The sequence below is a fragment of the Sorangium sp. So ce834 genome (genome assembly GCF_051521425.1).
GTDB classification, from domain to species: Bacteria; Myxococcota_A; Polyangia; order Polyangiales; family Polyangiaceae; genus Sorangium; species Sorangium cellulosum_D.
Window position 1 is genome coordinate 7,671,679 of the sequence record NZ_CP150351.1, and the last position, 20,992, is coordinate 7,692,670.

The following is a 20,992-nucleotide window of genomic DNA, read 5'->3' on the forward strand; positions in this document are numbered from 1 at the left end:
GATGAAGGTACGTACGAAGGCGGACGTGTGGCGTTGTGTCGTCGAGTCGGTCGAGGAGCTCATGGCAGACCTCGACCAGGATCCCGGCGACCTCACCCCCGAGATCACGTTGATGGGCGATCTGGGGATCAAGTCGATGGACGTGATCCACCTCGTGCTCCTGCTCAAGGATCGCATCGGCCGGTCGCTCACCTACAAGGATGTCTTCGGAGACGGGCAGGAGCCTCCGGCGGATCTGTCGCTCGCGCAGCTCTCGGACCTGGTCTGCAGGGGGCTGCGAATCACAGCGTAGCGTGTAGCGTGCAGGACCGATCCGGCGCGTCCCTCGCGTGCCATGGTCCTTTCCCGGCGGAGAGCGGGGCGTCGAGACGCCGCGCTCCGCCGGGGCATGCCGTGCGAGGGGCCGCGCAGCGGGGGAGTCGAGGAGAATTGCAATGCACTATACGGTAGTCGCAAGCGGCTCACGAGGTGACGTTCAGCCGCTGGTCGCGCTCGCAGCCGGCATCAAGGCCGCCGGGCATGAGGTGCGGTTCGCGACGCAGGCGGACTTCGAGCCGTTCGTCCGCAAGTGCGGGCTGGAGTATTTCCCGCTCGGCGGCAGCGCGGAGGCTTTCTACGCGAGCCGCCTCGCCGTCACCCTGCGCGAGCAGTCCGGCCATGCGGGCGAGTTCAGCAAGTTTCTGGGCGAGAACCTGCATTCCTATGTGGTCAACCACCTGCGCGATTGCTGGAACGCGGTCAAGGGCACGGACGTGTTCCTGTGCTGGCCCTGGCTGCAGGTCGGCCCGTCGATCGCCGAGAAGCTGGGGATCCCCTATGTCGTCGTCAGCCCGAACCCGGTCCCGCACATCCCCACGTGGGGCTTCCCGAACCCCTTCCATGCGCCGGTGTGGAAGCTGGGGCCGCTCTACAACCGCCTGACCTGGCTGCTCGCCGAGCCGGTGTCGCGCACGGGCTCGGACCAGATCAACCGGTGGCGGCAGGAGGCGCTCGATCTACCCCCGAGGCACTGGCGGGACGAGCTGCGGACGATCCGGCGCACCTCGCACCTGTTCGGGTATAGCCCCACGGTCCTCCCCAAGCCGCGGGACTGGGCGGACTGGATGCACGTCACGGGCTACTGGATCTTCGATGAGGCGGAGGACTACGAGCCTCCCGAGGATCTGAAGGAGTTCCTCGCGGCGGGTGATCCGCCGGTCGCCATCGGCTTTGGCAGCATCGTCGGGCGCAATCCGAAGCGCCTGACCCAGACGGTCGTCGCAGCCCTGGAGCGCGCCGAGCAGCGCGGCCTCCTGATCACGGGGTGGGGCGGGCTCAAGGACATCCAGCTGCCGAAGACGATCTTCAAGGTAAAGACGGTGCCCTACGACTGGATCCTCCCGCGGGTGGCCGCGATGGTGCACCACGGCGGCTCCGGGTCCTCGGCGGCCGCGATGCGCGCGGGGATCCCGTCGATGGCCGTGCCGTTCGGCTACGATCAACCGCTCTGGGGGCAGCGGATCGCCGACCTCGGCGTGGGCGTCGAGCCGCTGCCCATCAAGAAGCTCACCGCCGACCGCCTCGCCAGGGCGATCTCCCGCCTCGCGCGCGACGGCGCGATGCGCGAGCGGGCGCAGCGGCTCGGCGAGAAGCTCCGCGCCGAGGACGGCGTCTCGCGCGCCGTGGCGGCGCTGGAACAGACGGTCGCCAGGGCCCGCAAGGGCGCGCCGGCGAACGGTCGCTAGCACTTCACCGCGACCGGAGCCGTCGTGGGGCGCGCCGGCGGCCGCCCGTGCGCGCCGGGTCGAAGCGGCAGGCCCCGCGGCGAGGCGGGGCCGGGGCGCCCTGCCCTTACTCGGCCGCCTGAGCGGCGCCCTGTCCCGCAAGGGGCGCGGCGCCCGCCGCGTCGGCGCTGCTGCTCCACGGCCCCTCGCCGGCGATGACCACGGCGTCGCCCTCGGGCCCCCGCGAGAGCTCGTCGACGAAGAACCGGCAGCCCGCCTCCACGTCGATGGGCGCGATCCCCTGCGCCGCGAGCCGCCGGAGCACGCCCTCGCCGGCCATCCCGACGTCGCGCCAGGGCCCCCACCCGATCGAGACCACGCGCGTCGCGGGCCAGCGCGCGTCGAGCTGAGCCGCGAGGTGGTTCATGACCTCGTTGGCCGCCGCGTAATCAGACTGCCCGCGGTTCCCGAACCGCGCGGAGATCGAGCTGAACAGCACACACCACTTCAGGCCCTCCGGGCGCAGCGCGCGCCCGAGGAAGAAGGTGCTGTCGGCCTTGGTGTCGAAGACCCGATCGAAGGAGTCGGGGCGCTTGTCGGCGAGGAGCTGATCCTCGATGACGCCGGCGCCGTGGACGACCGCGTCGATCCGGCCGAGGCGGCGGTAAACGCCGGAGATCAGGTCGCCGAGGCGCTCCGCGTCGCGCACGTCGATCGCGTGGTACTCCACGGCGGCGCCGCGCCGGCGCAGGGCATCGAGCGTTTCGCGGCGCTGCCTCGCCTGCAGCCGGCGCCTGATCTCGGCCTCGATCGCGGCGGGCAAGAGGTCCCTCCCCGCGCCCCGCATCTCGGCGATGACGCGCCGGCGCAGCGCCTCGACGTCGCCGCCCTCGTGCTCGGCGTCCCCCTCGAGGATCTCGGCGCGCCCGACGAGGACCAGCCGGACGCCCGAGCGCGCGAGCCGCTGCGCGACCTCCGCCGTGACGCCGCGCGCGCCCCCCGTGACCAGGACGACCCAGCCGGGGCCCGGCTCCCAGTCGCGGCGCTCTTCCGCAGCGTCGAGCGGCGCGGGCGCGACGGACACGACCGTCCGCTGTCCGTTCCGGTAGCGCACCTCGACGTCGTCCGGCGCGCGGAGCAGCTCGTCGACGATGCGGTCCGCCATCGCGTCGTGCGGCAGCGCATCGTCGAGCCCGAGCGCCTTGGCGATCGTGCGAGGGTGCTCGCGCGCCACGCACCGCAGGATGCCGTGGCAGCCGGCGCCCGAGGCCGACCCGTCGAGGCCGCCCTGCCCGCGGCTGCCCCCGAGCAGCGTGGCGGCGACGATCCGCAGGGGCTCGCCCCCGGCCTCGGCCAGCTCGCCGGGGCAGGCCTGCACCGCGTAGAACAGGCTCTTCACCTGCACCCGGTTGCCGCGCCGGAACGCGGCCAGCCCGTCGACGACGCCGCGGTGGAGCGACGCGAGGTGCACGATCCCGCGCACGACGCCGTGCTCGCGGCGCGCGGCGGCGACATCGCGCGCGATCCGGTCGGGCGCCTCGAGCGCGTCGCGCGGGATCACGACCGGCCGGGCCCCGCGCTGCGCGAGCAGGGCGCACACGCGCCCGGCGAGGCCCAGCTCGTCCTCGGTCACGAGGAAGAGCCCCTGCGGGTGCACCGGCGGCTCGTCGCGGAGCGCCTTGCGCTCGGCGCGCAGGACGAAGCGAGGGCACGCCCCTGCCTGCGCGCCCTCCGGCGCGGCGGAGCCCGACGCGGGCTCGCCGCCCGCGGGGCCCGCGCCGGCCTCACCCACCCCGCCCTCGCCGGCCTGCGCCGCCGGGCCGGGGCGCGCCACGGGAGCCCCGGCGCCGCCGGGCGGCAGGGCCGGAGCGCGCTCGGTCGTCTCCGCGGCGCGCAGCGCCAGCGCCTCGCTGGACACGACGTCGACGAGGCCGTTCATCGACCGGATCCGGGAGAGCCGGTCCATCGACGACCGGAGCCGCGCCGCCACCTCCGGCGGCAGCTCGCGCAGCAGGGTCTCCAGGATCTCGATCCGCTTGATGGAGTCGATGCCGAGCTCCCCCTCCATGTCCTGGTCGAGGCCGAGCATGTCCTCCGGGTAGCCGGTTCGGCGGCTGACCAGGGTCGCGAGCGTCCGCCGCAGCGCCGCCGGCTCGAGCCGCGCGGGCGCCGCGTCGCGCGCCTCCGCGCTCGACGCCTCGAGCGCCGCGGGCGGCGGCGGAGGTTGCGGCGCGCCGAGCGCCGCGGGCGGAGCGGCCGGGCCGCCGCGCGGCGAGGCCGCGGCCGGAGCGAGCGCGGCCGGATCCCCGCCGCCGAACCGGAGGAGGAACTCGGTGGTGACCCGCTCCTGCATCGACAGGAACCGGCGCATCGTCTCCTGGTGCTCGCGGTAGGCGAGGAGCGGAGGATCCAGCGCGCCGGCGCCGGGGAGCGCCTCGTCGATCTCGGGGGCGGCGCCGTGCTCGACGAACGGGCGCTCGCCGAGCAGGCCGACGGGCTCTTCGGCCCGGCGGATGCGCCCCCCATCGATGCGCCACCCGGGCGGCGAGGCCCCGGCGCGGTCCTCCGCGAGCGCGCGGAGGTCGAGCCGCTGGCAGGGGCGGTCGTCGAACAGCGCCGGCAGATCGAGCCGGACGCCGGCGACGAGCAGCGCCGCGAGCGCCTGCAGGAGGCCCTTCAAGCCGCCCCCGGCGCCGTCGAAGCTGACGGCCAGGTGCGGCTCTCCGTCGAGGATCCGCCGGACGAGGCTGGTCAGCGTGGCCTTCGGCCCGAGCTCGACGAAGGTCCTCGCGCCGTCGTCGAACATGCGCCGGATCTGCGCCACGAAATCGACGGGGGCCTCGAGCTGCGCCGCGAGCAGGGCGCGCACGCCCGAGGGATCGCGCGGATAGGGGCTGCCGGTCGCGTTCGCGTAGACGTCGATCTGCGGCGGCGCGATCGCCGTGCGCTCGAGGGCGGCGGCGAACGGGGCCCGGACCGGGCGCATCAGGGGCGAGTGGAACGCGGTCGAGACCGGGAGCTCGTGCGCGCGGATCCCCTTCGCCGACAGCGCGTCGAGCGCGACGCGCATCGCGTCGAGCTCGCCGGAGACGACGCACTGGTCGGGCGCGTTGTGGTTGGCGATGCAGACCGCCGGGAACGCCGCGAGCAAGGGCTCGAGCTCGGCCCGGGCGACCCTCACGGCCGCCATCATGCCCGGCGCCGAGGGGACCTCGTGCATGAGCCGCCCGCGCGTCTCGGACAGCGCGAGCCAGTCCTCGCGCGACAGGGCGCCCGCCGCGCGCAGGGCGGTCAGCTCGCCGTAGCTGTGGCCGGCGAGCACCTCGGGGCGCAGGCCGACGCGCAGCGCGAGCTGGAGCATCCCGTCGCTGATCACCCCGATGGCCGGCTGCGCGATCCGCGTGGCCGTGAGCTCGCGGCGCTGCCGCTCCTTCGCGGCCTCGGAGAACGCGGCCGGCGGCAGGATGAAGCGGCTCAGGCGGCCGGGCAGGACGCCGCCGAGCGCTCGGTCGCCGAGCTCGAAGGCGTCCCGCAGCTCGGCGAAGTACAGGGCGACCTCGCGGCCCATCGACGGGTACTGCGAGCCCTGCCCGGGGAAGAGGAACGCGACCTTGCCCGGCTCCGCGCAAGGCGCGGTCCGGAGGTGGACGTGGGCGGGCAGCGGGTCCGACGTGGCGCCCCGGAGGTGCGAGAGCACGCGGTCGACCGCGCCGAGGAGGTGCTCGCGGCCGTCCGCGACGATGCACACGGCCGCGCCGGCGGGGCCCGCGGCGCGGCGCTCGCGGCTTTGCTGCGCCGCGAGCGCGCACGTGAAGGCGATGTCGCCGAGGCGCACGGCGTCGGGCCCCTGGCGGAGCGCGCGCGAGAGCTGCTCGAGCTCGGCGACGAGCGCCGACGCGCCTTCGGCCTCGACGACGACCAGCTCGTGGGGCCGCTCGACGGCGCCGAGCACGGGCGCCGCGAAGTCGCCCTGGTACTCCTCCAGGACCGCGTGGAAGTTCGTGCCGCCGAAGCCGAACGCGCTCACGCCGGCGCGCCGGGGTTCGGGCCCGGCCAGCCAGGGCTGGGGCTCGTCGATCAGGTACATCGGCGCGTCGTCGGCCGCGAGCGGCTCGACCGGCGTGTCCACGCCCGCGTGGGGCGGCAGGACGCGGTGCTTCAGCGCGTGGAGCGCCTTGAGCAGCCCGACCAACCCGGCCGCGTTTCTGGCGTGGCCCAGCAGCGACTTCGCCGAGCCGATGGCGCAGCGCTGCGGCGGCGCCCCGGCGGCGCGGAGGACGCCGGCGATCGTCTCGAGCTCGGCGCGATCGCCGACAGCCGTGCCGGTGCCGTGCGCCTCGTACATCCCGAGCGAGGCCGGATCGATGCCCGCCCGCGCGTAGGCCCGCTCGAGCGCGATGCGCTGGCCGGCGGGCTTGGGCGCGGTGAGCCCCATCCCCTTGCCGTCGCTCGATCCGGCGACGGACTGGATGACGGCATCGATGCGATCGCCGTCGCGCTCCGCGTCCGCGAGCCGCTTCAGCACCACCACGGCGACCCCCTCGCTGATCACGATGCCGTCGGCCTTCCGGTCGAACACGCTCGCGCGGCCTCGAGGCGAGAAGGCCCGGGTCTTGCTGAAGGCGAGGTAGCCGTGCGGGGTCTGCTCGAGCTCGACGGCGCCGACGATCGCGACGTTGGACCGGCCGGAGACGAGCTCCTCGACGGCGAGGTCGAGCGCCGCGAGGGACGAGCCGCACGCCGCGTCGACGACCAGGTTGGGGCCCCGCAGATCGAACTGGTTGGCCACCCGCCCGGCGATGACGTTCGCGAGGATGCCGGCGTAGCTCTCCTCCGACCACCTCGGCAGGCGCTCCAGGCTCGCCGGCGGAGGGCCGCCCACGGCCAGCGGGAGCAGGCCGCGCGCCACGTACGCCTGCTCCAGGTCGGCCGTGCCGTTGGCCGCGAAGATCACGGCGGTGTTCTCGCGATCGAAGCCCCCCGAGGCGTACCCCGCGTCCGCGAGCGCGCGCCGGGTGACCTCCAGCGCCAAGAGCTGCGAGACGCTGATCGAGCGCAGCGACGCGGGTGGGATCCCGTAGCGCAGCGGATCGAAGGGGAGCTCCTCGATGAAGCCGCCCCATTTCGAGGTGATCCGGTCCTCGGCCCGCGGATCGGGGTCGTAGTACAGGCGGTAATCCCAGCGCTCTCGCGGGATCTCGCGGATGGCCTCGACCTTGTCGAGGAGGTTCCTCCAGAGCTCCTCCGGCGCGTGCGCCTTCGGCAGCAGGCACGCCGCGCCGATCACGGCGATGCGCGCCGGCGCGGCCGGGCGGCGCGGCACGTGCTCCACCGAGGCCTGGACGAGGCCGTCGAGCGCGCGCCGGCTGCCCGCGGACACGTCCTCGTGCAGCGACGCGACGTCGACGACGCCCGCGCGCAAGGCCGCGACGTCGCCCATCATATACAGGCCGCGGGCCGCCTGGCGCTCGTCGTCGACCGCGGCGAGCTGCCCTTGCGCGCCGCGGTCGACGCCCTTCGACGCGATCCTCAGCCGGCCGAGCGTCATCTCCTCGAGCGCCGCGCTGATCGCGGCCGCGGGCTGCCCCTCGCGCCGCATCCGGTCGCGGGCGGCGTGGACCTCGCCCACGAAGGGCGTGGACGCGCAGCGGATGACGTGCCCCGGCCCCGTCTCGATCATGACGGTGCCGTCGCACGCGAGCGCCTGTCGCTGGAACCCCGGCGCGATCGCGCCGCTCGCGACCGCCTCCGCGGTGAACAGATAGGCGGTGCCCATGAGCACGCCGACGCGGAGCCCGGCGGCCGCGAGGGGAGCGGCCATCGCCGCCACCATCGCGGCCGAGCGCGCGTCGTGGATGCCGCCCGCGAACAGCGCGTGGACGGCCGCCGCGTCGGGGACCTTGCCGTCGAGCAGCGCGTCGATCATCGCGTCCCACAGGGAGAAGCTGGTCAGCGGGCCGACGTGACCGCCGCACTCGGAGCCCTCGAACACGAAGCGCCGCGCCCCGCCCTCGAGGAAGGCGCGCAGCAGGGCGGGCGTCGGGACATGGAGGTAGGTGGGGATGCCCTGCGCTTCGAGCTCGGCGGCCTGGTCCGGCCTGCCCCCCGCGATGAGCGCGTAGCGGGGCCGGATCGACGCGCAGGCGGCGAGCTGCTCCTGTCGGATCTCCGGCGGGACGAAGCCGAGGATCCCGACGCCCCACGGCCGGTCGCCGAGGCGCTCCTCCGTCGCCCGGAGCAGCTCGTCGACCTGGGGGCGGCGCATCAGCGCCAGCGCGAGGAGCGGGAGCGCGCCGCCGTCCGCGACCGCCGCGGCGAACTCGGCCCGGTCGCTGACCCGCGTCATGGGGCCTTGCACGATGGGGTAATGGGTCCCGTGCGAGCGGGCGAGCGCGCTGCCGGGCGCCAGCACGTCGTGCTTTCGTGCGAGCTCGACGTGCCCGGACGCGGCGTCGCGCAGCGCGCGGAGGAAGCGCCCCACGGTCGCGTACTTGCGGGCGTACTCCGCCGCTCGACCGGCGGCCTGTCCGACCGGCAGGGCGCCGCGGCCCGCCCGATCCCAGCCGAGGAGCGCGGCCGCCCGGGCGATCCAGTCGCTGCGCCTCGCCTCGCTGCGCCTCGCCGCCGGGTCGAGCTCCTCCCGCTCAAGCTCCTCCGCGAGCCGCACCACTTCCTGGCTGCCCGGCAAGTCGGGGCGCGCCGCGATGCGGAGCGGCGCGCCCAGGCGCTCGCCCACGACGACGGTATCGGCGCTGCCCAGGCGCGACAGCGCCGCGCGGGCGTGCTCCGGCAGCGGCGCCTCGCGCATGGCGAGGAGCTGATCGTCGACGACGACGCCGGCGGCGCCGGCGGCGCGGCAGGCCGCGGCGCTGTGCAGGCCGATCCCGCCCTGGATCAGGAAGGGGCGCTGCTGCCGCGACAGCCGCTGCGCGAGCAGGAAGGCCGACTCCTTGCCGACGAACCCGCCGCTCTCGCGCCCCTTCGCGAGCCAGCCGTCGAACGAGAGCTCGCCCTCCGCGGCGTCGAGCCCCTCGGCGTCGCGGATCTCGAGCCACAGCTTGCGCTCTCGGCGCGGCGTCAGGGCGGCGAGCGCCGCGCGCTCGGCGGGGCCCTGCCAGCCGCAGATCACGAGCCAGTGCGACCGCGGCTCCAGCGCCGCGAGGAGCTCCGCGCTCGCGGCGATCTGGTCCGCGCGAAGGCGGAGCCCGACGGGGCAGTCCCTCGGCGCGAGGTCGAGCAGGCGGAGGAGGTTGTCCCGCCCGAGCCGGAGGTCCGGCTCGCCGCACAGCTCGCGGTCCAGCACCGCGACGCCGCCGGCGCGCGCCGTGGCCACCGCGACGCCGGGGTGGGGCCAATGGATTGGCGACAGCGACACGCAATAAAAATCGATCATACGACGCCCACCAGTGGCTATCGACACGCGATAGCGAATGCGGCAGCTCCGCTGCCCAGCCTTCCCGGGCGTCCGCCTTCGAGGGACGCTGGGCCCTGTTGCGCCGCAACTCTAGCCCGGCCGGCGTGTCTGGCCACCTCCAATTGGCTTCAGTTATCGCGCGGATCCGCCACGTAGCGGGCTCATTAAGAAACGTAAAGCGGACGTGACGCCGCGGCGAAGCAATCGTGTGAAGAAACGTAAATCATTCGCGGTCCCCCTTCGCAGAGGGTCACCGCGGCGGTATGCCAGGGAGCGATTGACCGCCGCCTGCCGGCGGCGCCGGGCAATGCGCGGGCCAGGCCGGGTCGCGCCGCTCGATGCAGCGCATTGCCCCGGACAGTCCACGAGGTCGACATCCATGCTCGTTCAACGCATTCAATCGATCGAGGTGTTGCGTCGTGAGCCGCCGTTCCCGGCGGCCTACTTCGCGGAGCAGGGGCTCGCCGGCCTCAACGTCGGGTGCTCTTTCTGGAACCTCCGCCCCGGCAGCCTGAACATCGACCTCTCGAAGCTGGAGTTGCCCGGCGGGCAGAGCACCGAGTACGGCCGGCTGGCGCTCCTCGACGGCAAGTTCCATTACCTGGAGTACGACGTCACGACGCCGTTGCCTCTGCCTGACGCGTCGTTTGACTGGCTCCACACGGAGCACCTCATCGAGCACGTCCCGCAGGCGGGAGCGGTGCGGTTCCTGAAGGAGGCGCACCGCGTCCTGAAGCCCGGCGGCCTGCTCCGCATCTCCACGCCGGACCTCGCGCTCTACATCGACGGCTACCGGGACCCGTCGCGGAAGTTCTTCACCAAGCACGCGAGCATACTCGAGCAGATCAGCAGGATGTTCCCCGACGCGGACGAGCCGTTCCCGGAGGTGCAGCACCGGCCGGCGTGGATGGTCAACCAGATCTTCAATCACTGGGGACACCAGTGGATCTACGATTTCGAGGAGATGGTGTACGTCCTGCGGGAGGCGGGGTTCGACGAGAGATCGATCGAGCGGAGCTCCTTCCGCAAGGGCAGGGACCCGAAGGTGGCCGACATCGATCTCATCATCCACCGCGACGAGACGCTCTACGTGGAGGCGACCCGGACGTGACCGCCTTCGCGGCCCCGCGGGTGTGCGCGCATTCGATCACGAGCTAGTATCGCGTCGTTCAAGCTCGTTTCTGGTCTCATGAGAGCAGGAACCACGGAGCCAGGATCGAACCTGTGAGCACCACGCTAGGAGGACCATGGCGCAGCAGATCTCGTTTCCTGCGATTGACGGGGCGCCGGCAAGCGGACAGATCGCGCTGCCGGGGCAGGAGGACCGGGCGCCGGCCGTCGTCCTCATCCACGAGTGGTGGGGGCTCACCGACCACCTTCGCTCGGTCCTCGACCGGCTCGCCGGCGCTGGCTTCGTCGCGCTCGCGCCCGACCTCTACCACGGCAAGAGCACGCGCGAGCCGACGGAGGCGAGCCAGATGATGAACGCGCTCGACTGGGAGCGCGCCCTCCTCGAGATCTCCGGCGCCGTCTACTTCCTGGCCGATCACGAGCGCGTCAACGGCAACGTCGGCGCGGTCGGCTTCTCCATGGGCGGCGCCCTCTGCTTCTCCGCCGCCGCCACCATCCCCAGGCTGGCGGCGGCGGTGCCCTTCTATGGCATTCCGAGCAGAGCCACCGACTACACCAGGGTGAAGGCGCCGCTCCTCGCCCACTTCGCGGCGCGGGACACCTGGGCGAAGCCAGCCCTCGCCATGGCGCTCCAGAGGGAGCTCACCGCGCGCGGGCAGCCGATGGAGCTCCACGTCTACGAGGCGGACCACGCCTTCATGAACGACACGCGGCCCGAGGTCCACCATCCGGCCGCGGCCAGGCTCGCGTGGGAGCGGACCATCGACTTTCTCCGGAAGCACCTCGGCACGGAAGCTCGCTCGAGCGCGCCGGCTCACTTCCCGATGAACGCCCTTTGAAGGTCGATCGCCTCGAGGACACGCTCGCCGCGGCCGGTGCTCGCGCCGGAGCTCCAGGCAGCCCGGCGGGACGCGGTCTCGAGACAATCGATGGGTGGGCTCTTCACTTCACCTGGTAATGCAGCGGCCTCGCCTCGACCACCATGCCCCTCGGGTCGCTCGGTAGATAGAAGTACAGCTCTTGCTCGGAGTGCTTGCCGAGGTAGTCGATCGTCGCCTCGACCCGCTCCGGCCCCGGCGCTCCCGGCGGCGTGTACCGGAGCTCCACCCCGAGATCGCCGAGCATCTGCCTGCCCCCGTTCTTCACCCGGACCGGCAAGAGCCACGCGCCGCCGTGCTGCTCGGCCCGGTCGGGCAGCGCCTCGACCTCCGGCACGACCGAGCCGCGGGCGCTCGTCAGGCCCGCGTGCACCAGGAACACGATCAGGGCGAGGATCAACGCCGTGCTGACCCCGAGCGAGACCCACTCGGCCAGCTGGCGCCGTACCCGCCTGCCCTTCCCGCGCCCGCCGGGGCGCTCCTCCCGCTCCCGCCCGCTCACACCACGAGCCTCCCCGCCGCGCCGCCGACGATCGCCGGCAGGCCGAGCGTCACCACGCTGGCCACCAGCGTCGACGGATCGCTCGTCGCCTCGCGCTCTCCGATCAGGCAAAGCAGCACCAGCGCCATCAGGAGCGACACGGCGCACGTCATCAAGGTCTCGAACGCCCGGCTCTGGAACAAGCTCTTGACGTACACGTCGTGCCGCTCGAACCCGGACGCGAACAGGATGATGTAGCACAGCGCGACGCTCACCCCGACCATCGCGAGCTGCCGCCATGGCGAGAGCCGCGACGCGATCATCACGATCTCCTCCGTCGACGCGATGTTCATCGTGAAGAGCAGCGAGCCGGCCATCGCCGCGGAGAAGTCCCGCAGGTCCGCCCTGAGCTGCAGCGCCTCCGGATCTCCCTCCGGCGCCTTCTCGCCGTCCTGCGGCTCATCCCCCGTGCGGGATTTGCCCCGGACCTGCGCGTTCGCGAACGCCGCCCCGATGCTCACGGCGGCCGCCTGGAGGAGGACCTTGCCGACGACCCCGCCGGGTGCGCTGTCGAGGGAGATCTCGCCGATCAGCGCCAGGATGGCCGCCGAGAGGACGATCCCGATCCCGACCGACGTCACCGCTTCCATGGCGGTGCCCGCGAGGGTGTCGTCGCTCCGGAAGCCGGACTCCAGCGAGGACAGGAAGCTCACGACCAGCGTCAGCGCCAGGATCGCCCCGAGGTGCCACTCCGAGAGCATGGTCCCGCGGAACCACATCTCCATCGTGTACAGAAGGGGCATCCCCACGATCGCGCCGCCGGCGACCGCCGCCGACAGATCCCTCGCCTCCTTTCGCCACCCGCGCGGGTCGTCGCTCTGCTGCGCTCTCGGTTCGGCCATGGGACGCCATCTACTGCGCGCGACGGAGCGTGGCGACGCCCTTCCAGGGCGGCGTCTGGGCGTGCACGATGAGCTCTCCCTGCTCCGAGAACTCGCACAGCGCCTCGTAGCCGATCCCCGCCTCGTCGTAGGAGATCAGCTTGAACCGGTCCCACGCGGGATCGCGGATCTCGTACGCGCGGTCGACGTGGAGACCCGGCGAATCCGCGAGGATGCGCTTGCCGTCGAAGCGGACGATCAAGTGCGCGTACTGGAACTCGAGCATCGACGCGAGCATCGGCTCGAGCGGGACCTCGGGCTCGAACCGGACGAGCCGGAAGCCGCCGCGCAGGCGCGCGTCGATCGACGCGATGGCGGCGGCCGGGTCGGGGCCCTGGGACGCGCTGGAGCCGCAGCCGGCGGACTGCGCGGCGAGCACGGCGGCGCAGGCGACGAGGAGGAGGCGGGAAGCGCGGAACGCTCCGGAGGGACGCAGGGACGGACGGCTCACCGGGGGCGACATGGGGCGGAGCTTAGGGCGAGCGGGCAAGCAGCGCAAAGCACGGGACCTGAGCGCGCTTGCGCGGATCTCGCGCGCTCCGCACAATCGAGCGAGCGAGCCGGCCAGCGCTCGACGGCCCGGACGGGCGGCGCCGCGCGGCCGCAGCGAGGCCCGCGCTCGCTCGAGGGGGGAGCCATGACCGACGTCCTGCGAGGCACCGATTTCGTCGCACGCCTTCCCGAACGCGCCTGCGCCGCGCGCGAGGAGGCCCTCCTGGAGGCCGTGCAGGACGGCCACCTGGCGCCCATCGACTGGGTCCCGGTGCACAGCGAGCACGGCGAGCTCCGCGCGACCTTCCTCGTGAGCGCCGACGCGCTCCGCGTCGGCGACGCGCAGGACTCCGTGCGGATCAACGCGTCCGCCAGGACGACGCAGCGCATCGCGGACCTGATCGAGTGCGCGATGCTGACGACCCGCCTCTGCGACCTCGTCTGGGAGCAGGCCACGGTGCGGATCCAGCCGTGCATCGGCGCGCCGGATCCCACGATGGCGAACACGTCGCGCATGCTGGAGCACCACCGCCGCGTCGAGGAGCGGGTCGCGGGGCGGACCGGGCTCATCGAGAACGTCGGCAAGCACTGGGTGCTCACCAACCGCCTCGCCGGGCGCCGCGATCGCGCCGCCAACTACGGCTGGTACGACCCGGGCGCCGCCCACCGGCACGGCCGGCACACCCTGTGGCAGCCGCTCGGGCTCGCGCACGACCTGGATCACGTGGACTACTCGCAGGTCGTCCGGCTCGTGCGGCGGCGGTGCACGGTCGACGGCGCGGAGCGCGACCTCTTCGAGGTGATGACCGACCCGGCGCTCGCCGGGCTGGTGTCGTCCGAGGGCCCTCTGCGCGTGCTCCGGCAGCCCGGGGTACCGGAACCGGCGTGATCGCCGCGCCGCGTGGAGCGCGCCGCGCCGGCCTTCCCGAAGCGCGGCGCGCCGGCCTTCCCGGAGCGCGCCGCGCCGAGGCGCGGTCTGCCGGCCGCGCCGCTCACTGGTTCACGAGCGTCATGCCGACCTCCGGATAGCGCGAACCGGCCGCCGCGCCCTTCGGCGCCACCGCGTCGAGGCGGCGCAGATCGCCCTCGGTGAGCTTGATCCCCTCCGCGGCGACGTTCTCCTCGAGGTAGCTGCGGCGCTTCGTGCCGGGGATCGGGACGATGAAATCCCCCTGCGCGAGGACCCAGGCGAGCGCGAGCTGCGACGCCTTCACGCCCTTCTCGCGCGCGATGTCCTCCACCTTCGCGACGAGATCCAGGTTCCGCTGGAAGTTCTCCCCCTGGAAGCGCGGCGACATGCGGCGGTAGTCGTCCGGCGCGAGGTCCTCGAAGCGCTTGATCTGCCCCGTGAGGAAGCCGCGGCCGAGGGGGCTGTAGGCGAGGAAGCCGATGCCGAGCTCGCGGCACGTGGCGAGCACGTCGTCCTCGGGATCCCGCGTCCAGAGCGAGTACTCGGTCTGCACCGACGCGAGCGGGTGCACCGCGTGGGCGCGCCGGAGCGTCGACGAGCTCGCCTCCGAGAGTCCGATCGCGCGCACCTTGCCGGCCTTCACGAGGTCCGCCATCGCGCCCACGCTGTCCTCGATCGGCGTCTTCGGATCGACGCGGTGCAGCTGGTAGAGATCGATGACGTCGACGCGGAGGCGCCGCAGGCTCGCGTCGCAGGCCGCCCGGATGTACTCCGGCGCGCCGTTGACGCCCCGGACCGTGGCGTCGTTGGGATCGCGGACGATGCCGCACTTTGTCGCGAGGACGATCCGATCGCGCCGGCCCTCGATCGCCCGGCCGACGAGCTCCTCGTTCGTGAAAGGCCCGTACATGTCCGCGGTGTCGAGCAGCGTGACGCCTAGCTCGATGGCGCGATGGATGGTGGCGATCGACTCGGCGTCGTCGCGGTTGCTGTAGAAATCGCTCATGCCCATGCAGCCGAGGCCGAGGGCGGAGACCTGGAGAGGACCGAGCTTGCGCGTGTGCATGGTTGGGCTCCTTGTGGGCCGCGGGGATGGGCCGCGGCGCTTCTACGCAGGTCACGGTAAGAGTTAGAGTACGCTCGACGTCAAGGGCGGCCGGACAGCCGCTCCGGCGATCAGCAGCCCGGCGGGTTCGCCGGCGCGTGGCCGCCGATCGCGCGCACGTCGTCGGCCGTATCGACGTCGATCGCACCGCCCGCCCAGTCGATCGCCACGACGCCCTCGGCGCGCAGCAGCCGGCCGGCGCCCTGGTCGCCCTCGAGGCGCGCGAGGACGTCCCAGCGAGATCGGTCGAACACCGCCGGCGCGCCCACGACGCCGCTGAAGCGCGACGCGGCGACCGGAGCGCCCGCCAGCCAGGCGTCCCGCAGGGCGGTGAGGTGATCGACCGTGATCAGCGGCTGATCCGCGAGCGCGATCAGGAGCGCGTCGACCTTCGAGGCCTCCGCCCACCGGACCGCGGCGCGGATCGAGGAGGCGATGCCCTCTTCCCAGCCGTCGTTCGCGATGCGCGCGACGTCCAGATCGCCGAGCGCACGCGCGACCGCGCCGGCGTGGGCGCCGAGCACGACGCCGACCGGCCCGGATCGCGCCTCGACGCACGCCGCCGCCACGCGCCGGACGAGCGGCGCCCCGTCGAGCTCGACGAGCTGCTTGGGGCGCCCGAGGCGACGTGAGCCGCCCGCGGCGAGCACGGCCAGCGCCAGGCCGGCGTGCAGCGGGCGGACGCGGTCGCGGAGCTTGCCCCCCTGCGCCCTCCGCGCGACGGCCTGGAGCTCGCCCACGACCGAGAGCGCGATCTGCTCGGGCGTCTCGGCGCCGAGATCGAGCCCGATGGGCGCGTGGATCCGCGGATCGTCGCCGGGGCTCTGGCCGATCTCCGCGAGGAGCTCGCGCGTGCGGCGCGCGGGCCCGAGCACGCCGATGTAGCGGGCGCGCGACGCGAGGGCGGCCGCGAGCGCGTCGCGATCCGGCGTGCGCTGGTGGTGCATGATGACGACGTACGCCTCGGCGGCCGCGTCGATGAGCGCGCGGAGGCGATCCATGGCGCCGCCGGTCGCGACGACGCGATCCGCCGCGGCGAACCGGGAGCCCTGGCGAAGGACGGGGACCGCGACCGTGACCCGGAACCCGACCGACGTCGCGAGCGCGACGATGGGCGCCGCGTCGTGGCCACCCCCGAGCACGAAGAGCTGCGGCGACGGCGCGATCTTCTCGACGAGCGCGGTGATCCCCAGCCCGTCCAGCTCGACGACGCCGGCCGGCCCCCGCGCGGCGCGCTCGATCGCGGCGCGCGCGGCGGGATCGGTCACCGGGTGCGCGAGCGCGCACGGCGGGCCGAAGGCGAGGCGCGCGCCGACCCGGACCGCGGAGGCCGTCGAGCGGATCACCGTGACCAGCGTGCCGGTGGTCTCCTCGGCGAAGCAGGCGCCGGCGAACGCGAGCGCGTCGTGGGTCGCCCCGGCCTCGACGCGCTCGAGCAGGACATCGACGACGCCGTTGCAGCCGAGCCCAACGCCCCACGGCTCTCCGTCTTCGGTGGTCGAGTCGTACGTGACCACCACGGCGCCATCGCGGCACCGGTGCTCTCCGCGGAGCATGACGTCGCCCTCCAGGCAACCGCCGCTCACGCACCCCGACAGCCAGCGATCGCCGGCGACCAGCATCCGCGCGCCGGGGCGCCGGTACGACGACCCCGACACCCGCACGACGGTCGCGAGCAGAAACGGGGATCGGTCCGCCACCAACTTCGTCGCTTCCCGCACGATCCGCTCAAGCTCGTTCATGCGCCTGGCATCTTCATCCTTTCGCGATGCTCCCGCCAGGGCGTTCCTCGCCGCCGAACGCGACGCCGTACGCAACCGGTCCTCCTGGGACGCCGCGGGGCCACGGCGAGCCGCCGGCCACCGTGAAGAAGTGATGAACCGAGGGCGCTCGCTTGACGCCGCACCAACGCAAAAGTATGGCGAAAGCGGCCATGAAACTCCATATCAACGGCGTTGTTCGCGAGGTCGAGGCCGCTCCGGAGATGCCTCTGCTCTGGGTGCTCCGGGATCTGCTGGGATTGACCGGCACCAAGTATGGCTGTGGCATGGCCCAGTGCGGCGCGTGCACGGTCCACGTCGACGGCAAGCCCGCGCGCTCCTGCGTCCTGCCGGTGTCGAGCGTCGGGGCGCGCAAGGTGACGACGATCGAGGGCCTGTCGGCCGACGGGTCGCACGTCGTGCAACAGGCGTGGGCGCAGGCCGATGTCGTCCAGTGCGGGTACTGCCAGTCCGGGCAAATCATGACCGCGGCCGCGTTGCTCGAGCAGAAACCCGAACCGACCGACGCCGATATCGATGCCGCGCTGTCCGGAAACGTGTGTCGGTGCGGGACGTATGTGCGTGTGCGCGAGGCGGTGATCCTCGCGTCGCGGCTCAAGCGAGGTGCCAAATGAGCGTCTCCCGGCGCGACTTCTTGCAGGTGGCCGCGGGCTCTGCGGCGGGGCTCCTGCTCAGCTTCTACGTGCCGCAGGGGGTCCGCGCGGCGCCGAAGGCGGCGCAGCCGCAGCCGCTGTCGCCGAACGCGTTCGTGCGCATCGGAACGGACGAGTCCGTGACCGTGGTGCTCGCGCACTCCGAGATGGGCCAGGGCATCTGGACCGGGCTCGCGATGCTGATCGCCGAGGAGCTCGAGTGCGACTGGTCGAAGGTGCGGTCGGAGCACGCGCCGGCCGCGCCGGTGTACGGCCATCCGGTGATGCACTTCCAGATGACCGGCGGGTCGACGAGCACGAACGGCGAGTTCGATCGATATCGCACCGTCGGCGCGATGGCGAAGGACATGCTGGTGCGCGCGGCGGCCGCCCGGTGGAAGGTCGCGCCCGCGGCGTGCGTCGCCGCGAAGGGGATCATCACCCACGGCAAGGATCAGCTGACCTACGGCCAGCTCGCCGAGGAGGCGATGAAGCTGACCCCGCCGGCGAAGGTGAAGCTGAAGGATCCCAAGGACTGGAAGCTGATCGGCACCCTGGTGCGCCGCATCGATACGCCGGAGAAGATCACCGGCAAGGCGCAGTTCGGGATCGACGTGCAGTTCCCCGGGCTCCGCACCGCGGTGGTGCTCCGCCCGCCGGCGTTCGGCGCGAAGCTCGCGAAGTACGACGCGGCCGACGCCCTCAAGGTGCCCGGCGTCGAGAAGGTCGTCCCCACGGCGAACGGCGTCGCCGTGGTCGCCGCGCATTTCTGGGCGGCGAAACTCGGGCGCGACGCGCTCCGCGCCGAGTGGACGAAGCCCGAGGGGGGTGGGGCCGACAGCGCCAGGCTGATCGACGAGTTCCGCGCGCAGGCGCGCAAGCCGGGCTCGGTCGCCGCCCAGGTCGGCAAGGTCGAGGACGGCCTGGCCGCGGCCAAGTCGCGGATCGAGGCGGAGTACGACGTGCCCTATCTCGCGCACGCGCCGATGGAGCCGCTGAACTGCACCGTCAAGATCGAGGGCGATCGCTGCGAGATCTGGACCGGCACCCAGTTCCAGACCGGCGACCAGATGGCGGCCGCGAAGATCCTCGGGACGGCTCCCGAGAAGGTCCAGATCCACACGACGTTCCTCGGCGGCGGCTTCGGCCGGCGCGCCAGCCCCGTGGCGGATTTCGTGGGGGAGGCCGTGATGGTCGCGAAGGCCGCCGGCGTGCCGGTCAAGGTCGTGTGGACGCGCGAGGACGACATGCGCGGCGGCTATTACCGCCCCGCGTACGTGCATCGGGTCCAGGTCGGCGTCGACGCGCGGGGCATGCCGATGGCGTGGGATCACATGGTCGTGGGCCAGTCGATCGTCGCCGGCACGCCGCTCGAGTCGCTCATCGTCAAGAACGGCATCGATCACACCTCGGTGGAGGGGCTCGGCGAGTCGCCGTACCTCGCGGGGGTCCCCGCGCTCCGCGTGTCGCTGCACTCGCCGAGGACGCCGGTGACCGTGCTGTGGTGGCGCTCGGTCGGCAACACGCATACCGCCTTCGCGATGGAGAGCATCATCGACGAGCTGGCGCACGCCGCCGGGCAGGATCCGCTCGCGTACCGCCTCGAGCTGCTGAAGAACAAGCCGCGGCACGCCAACGCGCTGAAGGTCGCCGCCGAGAAGGCCGGCTGGGGCACGGCGCCGCCGCCGGGGCGGGCGCGCGGGCTGGCGATGCACGAGTCGTTCGGCTCCATCGTCGCCGAGGTCGCCGAGATCTCGATCGAGAAGGGGCGCATCCGCGTTCACTCGGTCACCTGCAGCGTGGATTGCGGCACCGCGGTGAACCCGCTCGGCATTGAGGCGCAGGTCCAGGGCAGCGTCGCGTTCGGCCTCACGGCGGCGCTCTATGGCAAGCTCAACATCGTCGAGGGGCAGGTCCAGGAGAGCAACTTCCACGACTATCCCATGCTCCGGATGGCCGATATGCCGCGCATCGCCGTCCACATCATCCCGAGCAAGGCCACGATGGGCGGCATCGGGGAGCCGGCGACCGCGCCGATCGCGCCTGCCGTGGCGAACGCGGTGTTCGCGTTGACGAAGCAGCGGTTGCGCTCCCTCCCGTTCCGCCTCGCCTAGGTGCCGATCATGATCCGTTCCTCTCTTGTTCTCGCCTTTCTCCTCGCCGCGTGCGGGGGACAGACGTCCGGGGCCTCGCAGGCCCCGGCGCCGGCGCCGGTCGACCGCGCGGCCGGCCTCGCCGCGTTCGAGACCGTGCGCAGCGTGCTCCAGCATCCTCGTTGCCAGAACTGTCACCCCGCGGGCGACGTGCCGCTGCAGGGCGACGAGGGCCGTCCTCACAACCAGTTCGTGCTCCGCGGTCCCACGGGCAACGGCATGGCCGGGGCCGAGTGCACGACGTGTCACGGGCCGGCGAACCCGCCGAGCAGCTACGGCGCGCACGTGCCGCCCGGCGTGGCGAAGGGCTGGCACATGCCGCCGCCCGAGATGCCGATGGTGTTCGTCGGCGTCGCCCCGGGCGCGCTGTGCGAGCAGATCAAGGATCCGGCGCGCAACGGCGGCAAGGACATGGCGGCGCTGCGCGTCCACCTGGAGGATCCGCTCGTGACCTGGGGCTGGAACCCGGGCGCTGGCCGCACGCCCGTCCCGACGCCTTATGCCGAGTTCGTGGCTGCGTGGGAGACGTGGGCCCGCGCGGGCGCGCCCTGCCCGGGCGGGTGATCTCTTCCTATCAATGCGGGCTCGCCGTGGGGCGGACGACGATCTCATTCACGTCGACGTCGTCCGGCTGCTCGATCGCGAACGCGATCGCGCGGGCCACGGCATCCGCAGAGATCGCGATCTTCCGGAACTCTCTCATGGCCTGACGCGCGCTGTCGTCCGTGATGGTGTCGGCCAGCTCGGACTCCGTGACGCCGGGGGAGATCACGGTCACCCGGAGGTCGGTGGACTCCTGCCGGAGGCCGTCGGAGATGGCCCAGACCGCGAATTTCGTCGCGCAGTACACGGCGGCCGTCGGGACCACCATGTGTCCGCCGATCGACGAGACGTTGACGAAGTGCCCGTGCCCCTGCGCCTTCATGATCGGCAGCCCGGCGGCGATCCCGTGCAGGACGCCGCGGATGTTCACGTCGATCATGCGATCCCACTCCTCGATCTTCAGCGACGAAAGGGGCGAGAGCGGCATGACGCCGGCGTTGTTGACGATCACGTCGACGCGGCCGAACGTCGCCCGCGCGAAATCGACGAAACTGGCCACGTCCTGCCGCTTGGTGACGTCCAGGGCTCGAAGCTCCACGGTGCCGCCCTCCGCGCGGATGGCGGACGCGAGCTTCTCCAGCCGGTCCGTGCGCCTGGCGCCCACCACGACCCGGGCGCCGCGCCGGGCCAGGAGGCGCGCGGCGGCCTCGCCGATACCGCTGCTCGCGCCGGTGATCACGACGACCTTACCCTCGATACCAGGCATGAGAGACTCCTCGATTCACTCGCTCTCCAGCGCGGGATTGCGCCGGTCACGAGAAGAACCTA

General features: G+C 72.9%; 15 protein-coding genes. 8 read left to right on the forward strand and 7 right to left on the reverse strand.

Annotated features, from left to right (window positions below):
* Position 1 precedes the first annotated feature (1 nt).
* Together WMF20_RS27545 and WMF20_RS27550 are read left to right on the forward strand one after the other, a co-directional pair.
* Positions 2-292: a hypothetical protein gene (locus tag WMF20_RS27545; RefSeq protein ID WP_129577204.1), complete on the forward strand. Its 291-nt coding sequence runs from the start codon at positions 2-4 to the stop codon at positions 290-292.
* 142 nt (positions 293-434) lie between these two features.
* Entirely contained in the window at positions 435-1,724 is a 1,290-nt protein-coding gene (locus tag WMF20_RS27550) for a glycosyltransferase (RefSeq protein ID WP_129577205.1), read from the forward strand.
* Between the two features lie 106 nt (positions 1,725-1,830).
* On the opposite strand, the gene WMF20_RS27555 is transcribed toward WMF20_RS27550, so the two are convergent.
* Complete coding sequence (locus tag WMF20_RS27555) at positions 1,831-9,078, reverse strand: SDR family NAD(P)-dependent oxidoreductase (RefSeq protein ID WP_437604916.1); 7,248 nt, start codon at positions 9,076-9,078, stop codon at positions 1,831-1,833.
* A gap of 418 nt (positions 9,079-9,496) precedes the next feature.
* On the opposite strand from WMF20_RS27555, the gene WMF20_RS27560 reads away from it, so the two are divergent.
* Both WMF20_RS27560 and WMF20_RS27565 read left to right on the forward strand, forming a co-directional pair.
* Entirely contained in the window at positions 9,497-10,228 is a 732-nt protein-coding gene (locus tag WMF20_RS27560; RefSeq protein ID WP_165374231.1) for a class I SAM-dependent methyltransferase, read from the forward strand.
* Positions 10,229-10,364: 136 nt separating this feature from the next.
* Entirely contained in the window at positions 10,365-11,087 is a 723-nt protein-coding gene (locus tag WMF20_RS27565; RefSeq protein WP_437604917.1) for a dienelactone hydrolase family protein, read from the forward strand.
* Between the two features lie 103 nt (positions 11,088-11,190).
* Here WMF20_RS27565 and WMF20_RS27570 read toward each other — a convergent pair whose 3' ends face one another.
* From WMF20_RS27570 to WMF20_RS27580, 3 genes are read right to left on the reverse strand one after another with little or no spacing between them, the layout of a single operon-like run.
* A complete protein-coding gene (locus tag WMF20_RS27570; RefSeq protein WP_437604919.1) occupies positions 11,191-11,628 on the reverse strand; it encodes a hypothetical protein in 438 nt (145 codons plus the stop codon).
* On the reverse strand, positions 11,625-12,509 hold the full coding sequence (locus WMF20_RS27575; RefSeq protein WP_437604920.1) for a DUF2391 family protein: 885 nt from the start codon (positions 12,507-12,509) through the stop codon (positions 11,625-11,627). The genes WMF20_RS27570 and WMF20_RS27575 overlap by 4 nt, the downstream gene beginning before the upstream one ends.
* A 10-nt stretch (positions 12,510-12,519) precedes the next feature.
* Positions 12,520-13,011 (reverse strand): hypothetical protein, encoded by a 492-nt coding sequence (locus WMF20_RS27580; protein ID WP_129577211.1) that lies wholly within the window; start codon positions 13,009-13,011, stop codon positions 12,520-12,522.
* Positions 13,012-13,185: 174 nt separating this feature from the next.
* Between WMF20_RS27580 and WMF20_RS27585 the strand changes: the two genes are divergently transcribed.
* Complete coding sequence (locus WMF20_RS27585) at positions 13,186-13,929, forward strand: hypothetical protein (RefSeq protein ID WP_437604921.1); 744 nt, start codon at positions 13,186-13,188, stop codon at positions 13,927-13,929.
* 103 nt (positions 13,930-14,032) lie between these two features.
* Here the strand turns inward: WMF20_RS27585 and WMF20_RS27590 are convergent, their stop codons facing one another.
* Together WMF20_RS27590 and WMF20_RS27595 are read right to left on the reverse strand one after the other, a co-directional pair.
* Positions 14,033-15,016, reverse strand: coding sequence for an aldo/keto reductase (locus WMF20_RS27590; RefSeq protein WP_437604922.1), 984 nt, complete (start codon positions 15,014-15,016; stop codon positions 14,033-14,035).
* Positions 15,017-15,126: 110 nt separating this feature from the next.
* A complete protein-coding gene (locus WMF20_RS27595; RefSeq protein WP_437604923.1) occupies positions 15,127-16,797 on the reverse strand; it encodes an NTP transferase domain-containing protein in 1,671 nt (556 codons plus the stop codon).
* A 191-nt stretch (positions 16,798-16,988) separates the two neighbouring features.
* Here WMF20_RS27595 and WMF20_RS27600 point away from each other — a divergent pair, with 191 nt between their 5' ends.
* The 3 genes from WMF20_RS27600 to WMF20_RS27610 are packed head-to-tail and all read left to right on the forward strand — an operon-like array spanning position 16,989 to position 20,185.
* Positions 16,989-17,450 (forward strand): (2Fe-2S)-binding protein, encoded by a 462-nt coding sequence (locus WMF20_RS27600; RefSeq protein WP_129577215.1) that lies wholly within the window; start codon positions 16,989-16,991, stop codon positions 17,448-17,450.
* Positions 17,447-19,582, forward strand: a complete 2,136-nt coding sequence (locus tag WMF20_RS27605) for a molybdopterin cofactor-binding domain-containing protein (protein WP_437604924.1) — start codon at positions 17,447-17,449, stop codon at positions 19,580-19,582. Before WMF20_RS27600 ends, WMF20_RS27605 begins: the two co-directional genes overlap by 4 nt.
* A gap of 9 nt (positions 19,583-19,591) precedes the next feature.
* Positions 19,592-20,185: a hypothetical protein gene (locus WMF20_RS27610; RefSeq protein ID WP_165374232.1), complete on the forward strand. Its 594-nt coding sequence runs from the start codon at positions 19,592-19,594 to the stop codon at positions 20,183-20,185.
* Between the two features lie 10 nt (positions 20,186-20,195).
* Here the strand turns inward: WMF20_RS27610 and WMF20_RS27615 are convergent, their stop codons facing one another.
* Positions 20,196-20,930, reverse strand: coding sequence for an SDR family oxidoreductase (locus WMF20_RS27615; protein WP_129577218.1), 735 nt, complete (start codon positions 20,928-20,930; stop codon positions 20,196-20,198).
* Positions 20,931-20,992 lie beyond the last annotated feature (62 nt).